This is a genomic window from Bradyrhizobium denitrificans (assembly GCF_013179005.1).
Classification (GTDB): domain Bacteria; phylum Pseudomonadota; class Alphaproteobacteria; order Rhizobiales; family Xanthobacteraceae; genus Bradyrhizobium; species Bradyrhizobium denitrificans.
In genome coordinates this window covers 91,924-102,903 of record NZ_JABFDP010000010.1, presented here as the reverse complement: position 1 = coordinate 102,903, position 10,980 = coordinate 91,924, and the positions used below count along the sequence as shown (strand labels likewise).

The 10,980-nt window shown below is 65.9% G+C and carries 6 protein-coding genes; 2 read left to right on the top strand and 4 right to left on the bottom strand.

What is annotated here, in order from left to right:
* Window positions 1–33 precede the first annotated feature (33 nt).
* The 4 genes from HL671_RS12690 to HL671_RS12675 all read right to left on the bottom strand — a co-directional run bounded on the left by HL671_RS12690 (window position 34) and on the right by HL671_RS12675 (window position 7,876).
* Window positions 34–1,272 (bottom strand): efflux RND transporter periplasmic adaptor subunit, encoded by a 1,239-nt coding sequence (locus HL671_RS12690; protein ID WP_371260196.1) that lies wholly within the window; start codon window positions 1,270–1,272, stop codon window positions 34–36.
* Between the two features lie 401 nt (window positions 1,273–1,673).
* Window positions 1,674–5,264: an error-prone DNA polymerase gene (locus HL671_RS12685; RefSeq protein ID WP_172236577.1), complete on the bottom strand. Its 3,591-nt coding sequence runs from the start codon at window positions 5,262–5,264 to the stop codon at window positions 1,674–1,676.
* 334 nt (window positions 5,265–5,598) lie between these two features.
* Complete coding sequence (locus HL671_RS12680) at window positions 5,599–7,188, bottom strand: Y-family DNA polymerase (RefSeq protein ID WP_172236576.1); 1,590 nt, start codon at window positions 7,186–7,188, stop codon at window positions 5,599–5,601.
* Complete coding sequence (locus tag HL671_RS12675) at window positions 7,082–7,876, bottom strand: ImuA family protein (protein ID WP_172236575.1); 795 nt, start codon at window positions 7,874–7,876, stop codon at window positions 7,082–7,084. Before HL671_RS12675 ends, HL671_RS12680 begins: the two co-directional genes overlap by 107 nt.
* Window positions 7,877–8,057: 181 nt before the next feature.
* Between HL671_RS12675 and HL671_RS12670 the strand changes: the two genes are divergently transcribed.
* Window positions 8,058–9,296, top strand: a complete 1,239-nt coding sequence (locus HL671_RS12670) for a putative DNA modification/repair radical SAM protein (protein WP_172236574.1) — start codon at window positions 8,058–8,060, stop codon at window positions 9,294–9,296.
* Window positions 9,297–9,428: 132 nt separating this feature from the next.
* Window positions 9,429–10,919, top strand: a complete 1,491-nt coding sequence (locus HL671_RS12665) for a UdgX family uracil-DNA binding protein (protein WP_172236573.1) — start codon at window positions 9,429–9,431, stop codon at window positions 10,917–10,919.
* The last annotated feature ends 61 nt before the right edge of the window (window positions 10,920–10,980 follow it).

Genomic DNA, 10,980 nt, shown 5'->3' with positions numbered 1-10,980 from the left:
CGGCACTTTCAGCAAGGCAGGCAGAACCACATCTCAGCTGCCGGAGGCAGCGCGATCGATGAACAGGCTGCCTTTGGTGACGATCTGCTCGCCCGCGCTCAGATTGTCCTCCACGGCCACCTGGTCGCCGTTGACGAGGCCGGTCTTGATCTTGCGGAGCTCGATCGATTTGTCGGGACGGGCGACCCAGACCCGAACCTGGTTGCCTTCATAGATCAGCGCCTGCCGCGGCACGGCCACGGCGGGCTTTTCGCCCGGAGAATAGATCGTGACGTTGGCAAACATCTCCGGCTTGAGCAGACCGTCCTTGTTGTCGATGGTCGCGCGCACCAACAGCCGGCGCGTCGCCGGGTCGATCGACGTGGCGACATAATTGATGCTGGCCTTCAAAGGACGGCCTGGCAGCGCCAGCACGTTGACGAGGATTTCCTCGCCGACATCGACCAGCGCGGCGTCGCTCTCCCGAACGAAGGCCGTGAGCCAGACGGTCGACAGATCGCCGATCACGAACACGGGATCGCTGGCGCCGGCATTGACGTACTGGCCCGGCCCGACCTTGCGCTGCACGACCGTGCCGCCGATCGGCGCGTAGATCGTGATCTCGCGATCGATGGTGCCCTTGTTCTGGAAATCGGCGATCGCGGCATCGGTGAAGCCGAGGATACGCAGCTTGTTGCGGGCCGCCTCCAGCGCCGTTTGTGACGAACGCATGTCGTTCTGGGCCTGAACGGAGGTTGCCTCCGCCTGCTGAAAGTCCTTCAGCGGGATCGCCCGCCCCTCGAACAAATCCTTCGCGCGCTTGTACTGGATATCAGCGAGATCCAGCGCCGACTTGGCCTTGTTCATCGAGGTGATCGCGGTGATGAAATCGTTCTGCGCCTGGACAGTATCGGCGGCCTCGATGACGAACAGCGGCTGGCCCTGGCGGACGGTCTCGCCCGGGCGCGCCAGCAACTTGGTCACGCGGCCGGCATAGGGTGAGAAAACCGGTGTCGAACGGTCCTCGTCGACGGCGACCTTGCCCTCGGTGATGTGCTCGGCGCGGAAGATCTTGTCACAGACCGGCTCGATGGTCAGCGTCGCCCATTCCGCTGCCGAGGGCGTGAAAGTGGTGCTATTGCGGCGCGACTGGCTGGACAGCTCGATATTGTCCTTGGCGGACGGCATCGAACGGAATTGGGCGTAGACATAGCCACCCGCGCCGGCCACGGCCAGCGTCGCCAAACCGATGATCAGCCGTTTTGTACTCAGCAATTGCGGGGACTGGTTCATGTTCGACGCCATAGCCCATCCACCTTACGTCCACCTTACGATGGCGCCCGGGTATCGGCCGTTGATTGCTGCGCTATTAGTGCGGAACTGACACTTTAAACAACCTAAAAATCGCCCAACTCGCCTCTGTTTTGCTTTAAAAATTTGAAAGTTCAACGACAGCCGTTCAGCCTGCATTCAGCTGGTTTTGGCCCGTTGCAATTTCGTTGCAACGCACCATCCCCATATCGGGGGAACCAGAAATAGCGCTGGCGGTGAGACGCAACATCAGGACAACCTCGGCAGGTACGACGCTACTCTGACGTTTGCACGACGGGATCCCCGGGCATCTGAAGGGCTCGGGCCCGCGCCGCGGCCAGTGGCGCGCGACGCGATGCCGTGACGCGATGGAATGTGACATCTCAATGAAAATCGCGCGAGCGTGGCAAAATCCGGACGTTGCGGGGATGGCTGACGCGCTGCGAGGGATTGTCGGGATGATCGCGGCGGTCGTCGTTGAGCGGCTCTGCCGGCATCGGGCCTTGCGGGATGGCGCTGCTGCCGAGGCGATCATCCGCCAGCAATGCGAGATCGGCGCTGCGGTCGACGAGACGCTCGGCGACGAGATGCACCACCTTCTCCGGACTGCTCTGGATGCGGCCCTCGACCAGCACCAGGCGCGCGCCCATCACCTCCTTGCGGAAGGTCTCCATCACCTTCGGCCACACCACGATGTTGGCGATCCCGGTCTCGTCCTCCAGGGTCATGAACACGACGCCCTTGGCGCTGCCCGGCCGCTGCCGCACCAGCACCACGCCGGCGCAGCGGATATGGCGGCGATCATTGGCGTCGTTGACATCGCGGCAGGCCAGCACGCCCTCAGCCGTGAAGCGCCGGCGCAGGAACTCCATCGGATGCCCCTTCAAGGACAAGCGGATGGTCTGATAGTCCGCGACCACCTGCTCCGGCAGCGGCATTTCCGGCAGCGGCTTGGCGCCTTCGTCCGGCTGCTCGCGGGCGATCGCGGCCTCGAACAAGGGCAGCGGCACGTCGTCGGGTAGCCGGCGCACGGCCCAGAGCGCGGCGCGGCGATCGAGCCCGAGCGAGCGGAACGCATCGGCATCGGCCAGCAGCAAGAGCGCGCGCTTGGGCAGCGCGGTGTCGCGGGCGAAGTCCTCCAGCGAGGTGAAGGGGCCGCGGGCGCGCGCCTTGACGATGCGGTCGGCCCAGTCATCGTCGCGGTCATCGTTCTGGAGTGAAGCGACAGCATCGCCCCCTCGACCTTCATCAAGGGCTTGTGAGTCAGGAACGACTGCCTCCACGCTGTCATTCCGGGGCGCCCGGAGGGCGATCCCGGAATCCATACTCCCGATCGTGGTTATGGATTCCGGGCTCGCCCTCCGGGCGCCCCGGAATGACACCGAGGAGATAGCTGGCAAAGAACGTGGAGAAACAGCCGCCGCCTGCGCTTTTCGCACCACCTCCGACAGCTTCCTGATCCGCTCCTCGTCGCGGTCGATCCAGCGGAAGCCGTCGATCTGGCGGAAGCCGAGGCGGACGGCGCAGTATTTGCCGTCGGTCTCTTCCAGCGTGTTGTCGGCGAAGCTGTGGGAGACGTCGATGTTGCGGATCTCGACGCCGTTCTTGCGGGCGTCGCCGACGATCTGCGCCGGCGCGTAGAACCCCATCGGCTGCGAGTTCAGAAGCGCGCAGCAGAAGGCATCCGGGTGGAAGCATTTCAGCCAGGACGAGACATAGACCAATTGTGCAAAACTCGCGGCATGGCTTTCCGGAAAGCCGTAGGAGCCAAAGCCCTTGATCTGGTCGAAGCAGCTCTTGGCGAAGGCCGGATCGTAGCCGCGCGCGATCATGCTCGAGACCATCTTCTCCTCATAGGAACCGATGGTGCCGACATTGCGGAACGTCGCCATCGCGCGGCGCAGGCCGTTGGCCTCCTCGGGTGAAAACTTGGCGGCCTCGATCGCGATCCGCATCGCCTGCTCCTGGAACAGCGGCACGCCGAGCGTCTTGTGCAGCACTTTGTAGAGTTCGTCCGCCGGACCATGATCCGGTGACGGCGACGGATAGGTCACCTTTTCCAGCCTGTTCCGGCGGCGCAGATAAGGATGCACCATGTCGCCCTGGATCGGCCCGGGCCTGACGATCGCGACCTCGATGACGAGATCGTAGAAGGTGCGCGGCTTGAGGCGCGGCAGCATGTTCATCTGCGCCCGGCTCTCGACCTGGAACACGCCGAGCGAATCGCCTCGCTGCAGCATCTGATAGACTTCGTTATCATCCTCCGATTTGATATCCGCGAGCACGTACCGCCTGCCCTTGTGATCGGCGATCAGGTCGAAGCATTTGCGGATGCAGGTCAGCATGCCCAGCGCCAGCACGTCGACCTTCATCATGCTGAGCGCGTCGACGTCGTCCTTGTCCCATTCGATGAAGGTGCGGTCGTCCATCGCGGCATTGCCGATCGGCACGTAACTGTCCAGCCGGTCCTGGGTCAGCACATAGCCGCCGACATGCTGCGAGAGATGGCGCGGAAAATTGATCAGCTCGGCCGCGAGTTCGACCGCGCGTCGGATCATCGGATTGGCGGGATCGAGCCCGGCTTGACGCACCTGCATGTCGGAGAGCCCGTCACCCCAGCTGCCCCACACGGTGTCGGCGAGCACGGCGGTGACGTCCTCGGTCAGCCCCAGCGCCTTGCCGACATCGCGAATGGCGCTGCGCGGGCGATAATGGATGACGGTGGCGATGATCGCGGCGCGGTGGCGGCCATAGCGGCGGTAGACATATTGCATCACCTCCTCGCGCCGCGAATGCTCGAAATCGACGTCGATATCCGGCGGCTCCAGCCGCTCCTTGGAGATGAAGCGCTCGAACAAGAGGTCGATCTTGGTCGGATCGACCGAGGTGATGCCGAGCACGTAGCATACCGCCGAATTCGCTGCCGAGCCACGACCCTGGCACAGAATGCCTTGGCTCCGCGCGTAGCGGACAATGTCGTGGACGGTGAGGAAATAATGCGCGTAGTTGAGCTCGGCGATCAGCGCCAGCTCCTTGTTGAGGACCGCGCGCAGCCTGTCGTCGAGGTCATCGCCGAAATAGGTTTTCGCGCCGGCCCAGGTCAGGTCCTCCAGATGCCCCTGCGCGGTCTTGCCGGGCGGCACCGGCTCGTCGGGATATTGGTATTTGAGCTGGTCAAGCGAAAAGACGATGCGGTCGGTGAAGCGGATGGTCTCAGTGATCGCATCGGGGTAATCGCGGAACAGCCGCGCCATCTCGTGTCCCGGCTTGAGATGGCGCTCGGCATTGGCCTGGAGACGGCGGCCGATGCTCTCGATCGTGGCCTTCTCGCGGATGCAGGTCAGCACATCCTGCAGCATCCGCTGCTGGGGATGGTGATAGAGCACGTCGTTGGTCGCGATCAGCGGCACCTTGCTTGAAGCCGCCAGACGCGCGAGCCGCGCCAGCCGGCGGCGGTCATCCCCGCGATACAGCAGGCTCGCCGCGAGCCAGACGCCGTCGGCGCGGCTGTCTTTCAGCCGTGCCAGGATGTTGCCGAGGGCGTCCTCGTCAAAGCGATGCGGCGGCATCAGCACCAGGAGCTGGCCCGCGATGAAGTCGAACAGATCCGCGAAGCTCAGGCGGCAATCGCCCTTGGCGACCCTGTCGAGATCACTACCGCGCTTGCCGCGGGTGAGCAATTGGCACAACCGGCCGTACGCCGCGCGGTCGCGCGGATAGACCAGGATATCCGGGGTGCCGCAGCTGAACACCAGCCGCGCGCCATAGATCAGCTTCGGCTTGTAACTCAGCCGGTCGTTACTCAACTCGCTATAGGCGCGCACGATGCCGGCCAGCGTGTTGTGATCGGCGATGCCGATGGCGGTGAGACCATATTCGGCGGCCTGGTGCACATAGTCCTGCGGATGCGAGCCGCCATGCAGGAACGAGAAATTGGTGGTGACGCCGATCTCGGCATAGGGGATCGGAGTCATGGCGGGGCCACAGAGATTGGGACGACGCGTTGCCTTTGCGATGCGGAAGAAAAGCGCTCACAAAGCGGCTTGCGCAGCTGCCCACCCTCCCCTGGAGGGGGAGGGTCGACGCGCGCAAAGCGCGCGGCGGGGTGGGGTGAGCCCAGCAAACGGTCGCTCTTGACTCCGCTCTTCTCAGCTATGCGTGATCTCGCTCGCATAAAGTTGAGCACCGCAGCCGCGGATGCTCTGTCACCCCACCCCGGCGCGCATGCGCGCATGCGCGCCGACCCTCCCCCTGCAGGGGAGGGTGAACAGCGAGGTCGGCGCGGGATGGAGGCGATCTCGCCTACCCTCATGCGAACAGCCCGTGCATATACCAGACGGGCTGCACCGGCAGGCCCTCCTGCGGCTCGAACTCGCGGTCATACAAACCATCGCGATAGAGCCAGAAGCGCAGGCCGTGCTCGTCCTCGACGCGGAAATAGTCGCGCGTCAGCCCCTGCCCCTCCGGCCGCCACCATTCCATCGCGATGCGCTCCGGGCCTTCGGCGCGCACGACCGCATGGGCGGCACGGCGCCAGACGAAGCGCGCGGGCGGACCATCCGGGACACCGGCGATCACCTGGATGGCCTCGGGGCGCGCGAACAGCCGCAGCGGTCGCAGCGGCGGCTCGCCGTCGCTACGCTCCGGCCAATCGGCCGTGCTGGTGGCCGCCAGATTGTGCTGCGCCGGCAGCGGCAGCGCCGCGCGCTCGGGGATGTGGGTGTCGACTGGCAGATGCACGATGACGCGCTTGCCGCCGATGCGCGCGGCGATGCGGTCGATCAGCGCCGACAGCTCGTCATTGTCGTGGACATGGGCGTCGAGATCGCGCTGCTGCTGCACCACGATCTCGCTGCGGCTGGCCGACAGCCGGATCATGTCGAAGCCGAAGCCGGGATCGAGCGGATCGCTCAAGGCATCCAGGCGCTCGCGAAACAGCCGGTCGACGACGGCAGCTTCGGTCACCGGCTGGCCGGTGTCGACCGCGATGATGCGCACCAATCCGTCGGTGCGGAAGAAGCAGGCCTCCAGCCGCCGCGCGCCCTTGCCCTGCTGCGCCATCGCCGCCACCAGCATCGCGGCAAGGCTGGAGAGACTGGCCGCGATCACGGTGTCGGTCGCGACCGGCTCGGCAAAACGCTTCTCGACGATGTAGTCCGGCGGCACCTTGCGCGGGCTGATCGGCGCATCGGCCTCGCCAAGCGCTTGCGCGAGCACGCGGGTGAAGGCGGCGCCGAACCGCGCGGTGATCTCGTTGCGGCCGCGCGAAGCAACATCGCCGATGGTCTTGAGGCCGGCACGGCGCAGGCCGAGCGTAACAGCCTCGCTGCCGCCGAGTGCGACCACCGGCAGCGGCGCCACCGCGGCCGCCTCCTCGCCGTTAGGCACGATGCGGCCATGGACCTGCCGGTTCAGGGTGCGCGCGCACACCGCATTGGAGGCGATCGCCGCCGACACTGTGAGGCCATGCGCGGTCAGCGCGTCACAGACCGACTGCATAAGCTTGGCCTCGCCACCGAACAGATGCACGCAGCCGGTGATGTCGAGCGACAGCCCATGCGGCGGGTCGAGCGCCACCAGCGGCGTGAAGCGGTCGCACCAATCGGCGATGCCTTCGAGCATCTTGGCGTCAGCCGCGAGATCAGCCTCGTGCACGACGAGGTCGGGACAGACCGCGCGGGCATTCGCCAGCGGCTGGCCGAGGCTGACGCCGTGACGCGCCGCGGCCTCGTCGAGCGCATGGATGAGCAGTGCATTGGCGTCCTTGATGACGACGACCTGAGGCTTGCTCTCAGGCGGAGCGCCGGTGAAGGTCAGCTGTCTTTTGATCCGATCGATGGGCAGGCGCGGCAGCCACAGGCTGAGGATCCGTCGCCGGTTCGCTGAAACGGCACGCATCGGGGGTCCACTCCATGATCCAGCGTCCGGTCTGGCCGTGACGGTTGCGAATGAGCTCGGCATCGAGGCGGGGCGCGCCCCACGCCATCCACGGTGCAGCTGAGAGCGACGGCGCGCTGCGCACCACCCAGCGCGTCTCCGCGGTCGAGGGCTCAGGCGCGGCGGCGATGCGCAAGAGCAGCGCTGTCACGCCGGACTCCTGCGCCATCAAGGTCAGCTTGCGGCTGGCGACGAGATCGAGCTTTGGCGTCTCGCCCCACACCTCCAGCATCACGCTGCCGAGCGCATCGCAGGCGAGCGCGTCGGCAGCGGTGCGCAGAGCATGGTCGAGATCGGGCGCGCGCACGATCACGAGGCGGCGCGGATCGAGCCCGAGTTCGGCGAGCCCGCTCATCGACAGCGCGCCGGCCTCGCGCTCGGCGAAATCCTGCCGGATCCAGATCAACGGCCGACGTGCCGCGACGCGCGCCGCGAGCCCGCACAAAAAGCCGGTCGCAGCCACCGCCTGGCGACCGCTCTCGGCGAACACCTCGTGCAGCGCGCCCGTGGCGAGGCCGCCTTGCAGCACCGCATCGGCCTCGTCATGGCCGAGCGCGACCCGGCGCAGATCATGCGCACCATCGGCCGCTTCGAGGCGGGCAATGCGGCCGCGCAACCGCGCGAGCGTCTCCATGCGTGCGCCGGTCATCCGTCGCCGCTCCTTTCAATCCATCGTGCGGGCGCTGCCGTTCTTTCAGTGTCAGGCAGTGAACCCGCGACGACCCTCTTTGTTCATGATACGTTCTAATATAAAGCTAACGCCTTCGAGAGAGTCAATCGGGATTGACCCGGGTCTGATTCAACGAATGGAATCAAAGGGATTCAAAAGCATGGAGCTGCTGCGCAAACTTGAGATCCTGGCCGATGCCGCCAAGTATGACGCGTCCTGCGCCTCCAGCGGTACCGAGATGCGGGATTCCCGCGACGGCAAGGGGCTCGGCTCGACATCGCCCGGCATGGGCATCTGCCACTCCTATGCGCCGGACGGACGCTGCATCTCGCTGCTCAAGATCCTGCTGACCAACGCCTGCAACTTCGACTGCCTGTATTGCGTCAACCGCGCCTCCTCCAACGTGGCCCGCGCGCGCTTCACGGTCGACGAGGTGGTGAAGCTCACCATCGACTTCTATCGCCGCAACTACATCGAGGGACTGTTCCTGTCGTCGGGCATCATCCGCAGTCCCGACTACACGATGGAGCAGGTTGTCAGCGTCGCGCGCAAGCTGCGCGAGGAGTACCGTTTCCGCGGTTACATCCATCTGAAGACGATTCCGGAAGCGGACGAGGCGTTGATCGCGGAGGCCGGCAAATATGCCGATCGGCTCAGCATCAACATCGAGACGCCGCTGGAGGCGAGCCTCACGAAGCTGGCGCCGGAGAAGGACCAGCGCGCGATCCGCCGCACCATGGGCCATCTCCGGCTCAAGCTCGACGAGACGGCGGAGGCGAAGAAGACGGCGCGCCGCGCCAGGCCGCCGCGCTTCGCGCCGGCCGGCCAGAGCACACAGATGATCATCGGCGCCGACCAGGCCAATGACCGCATTATCCTGTCGACCTCGTCCAATCTGTACGGCGCCTACAAGCTCAAGCGCGTCTATTACTCCGCCTTCAGCCCGATCCCCGATGCCAGCCGCGCGCTGCCGCTGCAGGCGCCGCCCCTGGTGCGCGAGCACCGGCTGTACCAGGCCGACTGGCTGATGCGGTTCTACGGCTTCGAGGCCGATGAGATCGTCGAGGAGAACGAGGGCATGCTGCCGCTCGACATCGATCCCAAGCTCGCCTGGGCGCTGCGCCACCGCGACCGCTTCCCGCTCGACATCAACACCGCCAGCCGGGAGGAGCTGCTGCGGGTCCCCGGTTTCGGCACCCGCACCGTGCAGCGCATCCTCGCCACCCGCCGCACCACCACGATCCGCTTCGCGGATCTGGCCCGGCTCAACGTCATCCGGAACAAGGCACTGCCGTTCATCGTTCTCTCCGACCACCGGCCACAGCCGTCTCTGCTCGACGGCGCCGGCTTGGCGGCACGGCTACGCCCCAAACCGCAGCAGTTGGGATTTGGATTCTAACCAGGTCGTCATTGCGGGGGGCGACGCCCCGAAGCAATCCAGGGGCGGCACGACGACTCTGGATTGCTTCCGCCGTGGCCCCTCGGGCTATGGCGGACAGGCCGCCTCGCCCGCAATGACGTGAGGAGACAAATGCACGTCGTAACCCTCGACAGCGACACCGATTTCGACGGCTGGCGGACGGCGGCGCGGGCGCTGGCGATGAACGACGTCAGGCCCGCCGACGTCTCCTGGCGTGTCAAAGGCGCCGCGCCCGACCTGTTCGACGATCAGGCCGATACGCAGCTCCCCGAGGTGCCCAAGGGCGCATTCTCGGTGCCGGCGAGCTTCATGGAGCTGGCCGAAAGCGCGATCCTGCACCACGATCCCAACCGCTTCACCCTGCTCTATCGGCTGTTGTGGCGTCTCAGGACCAACCACGATCTGATGGAGATCGCGACTGATCCTGACGTGGCGCAGGCCAATGCGCTGGCGCGGGCGGTGCGGCGCGACGTCCACAAGATGCACGCCTTCGTCCGCTTCCGCGAAGTCGGCCGCGAGCGCGAGGCGCGCTACGTCGCCTGGTTCGAGCCGGAGCACCACATCGTCGAACGCGCCGCGCCGTTCTTCGCCCGCCGCTTCGCCGACATGCCCTGGTCGATCCTGACGCCGGAAATGTGCGCCCACTGGGACGGCAGCCGCGTCTCCTTCACACCCGGTGTGAGCAAGGCCGAAGCGCCGTCGGAAGACCGGCTCGAAGAGGTGTGGCTGCGCTATTACGCCAGCATTTTCAATCCGGCACGGCTGAAAGTGAAGGCGATGGAAAAGGAGATGCCGAAGAAATACTGGCAGAACCTGCCCGAGGCCAAGCTGATCCAGCCGCTGATCGCGGCCGCCGGCAGGCGCATGTCGGCAATGATCGCCGAGCCCGGCACCGCGCCGCACAAGCCGCAGAAACGGATTGAGGAGCCAGCAATGACGTGCAAACCCACGGCACCCGCTGCTGAGATCTCACCTGATGTCGCCGCGGCCGATCTTGAGACCTTGCGTGAAGAAGCCGCTGCCTGCCGCGCCTGCCCGCTGTGGAAGGATGCCACGCAGACCGTGTTCGGCGAAGGCCCTGACCATGCGCCGCTGATGCTGGTCGGCGAGCAGCCCGGCGACAAGGAGGACCTCGCCGGCCATCCCTTCGTCGGCCCGGCCGGCCAGATGCTCGACCGGGCGCTGCAGGAGGCCGGCATCGACCGCAGCAAGGTCTACGTCACCAATGCGGTGAAGCACTTCAAGTTCGTCCCCCGCGGCAAGATCCGGCTGCACCAGAAGCCTGCGACGCCGGAGATCAAGGCCTGCCGGCAATGGTACGAGCGTGAGCTCGCTACGGTCCGCCCGGCCCTGGTGGTGGCGCTGGGCGCGACCGCGGCGCAATCGGTGTTCGGCAAGATCACGCCAGTCACCAAGAACCGCGGCCACGTCGTCGACCTGCCCGAGGGTCCCAACATGATCGCAACCAAGGCGATGGTCACGGTGCATCCGTCCTACCTGCTCCGGCTTCCTGATGCCGACGCCAAGGCGCGGGAGTATGAGCTCTTCGTCAAGGATCTGAAGATCGCCGCGGCCGCGCTCAAGCGCGCGCATGCGGCCTGACGCTGCGGCCGAAACGAAGATGGCCGGGTCGAGCCCGGCCATCACGACGAGACAGCAGATG

Coding starts and splice junctions, on each gene's coding strand:
- HL671_RS12690 (WP_371260196.1), bottom strand. CDS start 1,272: ATGAACCAGTCCCCGCAATTGCTGAGTACAAAACGGCTGATCATCGGT.
- HL671_RS12685 (WP_172236577.1), bottom strand. CDS start 5,264: ATGACTCCGATCCCCTATGCCGAGATCGGCGTCACCACCAATTTCTCG.
- HL671_RS12680 (WP_172236576.1), bottom strand. CDS start 7,188: ATGCGTGCCGTTTCAGCGAACCGGCGACGGATCCTCAGCCTGTGGCTG.
- HL671_RS12675 (WP_172236575.1), bottom strand. CDS start 7,876: ATGACCGGCGCACGCATGGAGACGCTCGCGCGGTTGCGCGGCCGCATT.
- HL671_RS12670 (WP_172236574.1), top strand. CDS start 8,058: ATGGAGCTGCTGCGCAAACTTGAGATCCTGGCCGATGCCGCCAAGTAT.
- HL671_RS12665 (WP_172236573.1), top strand. CDS start 9,429: ATGCACGTCGTAACCCTCGACAGCGACACCGATTTCGACGGCTGGCGG.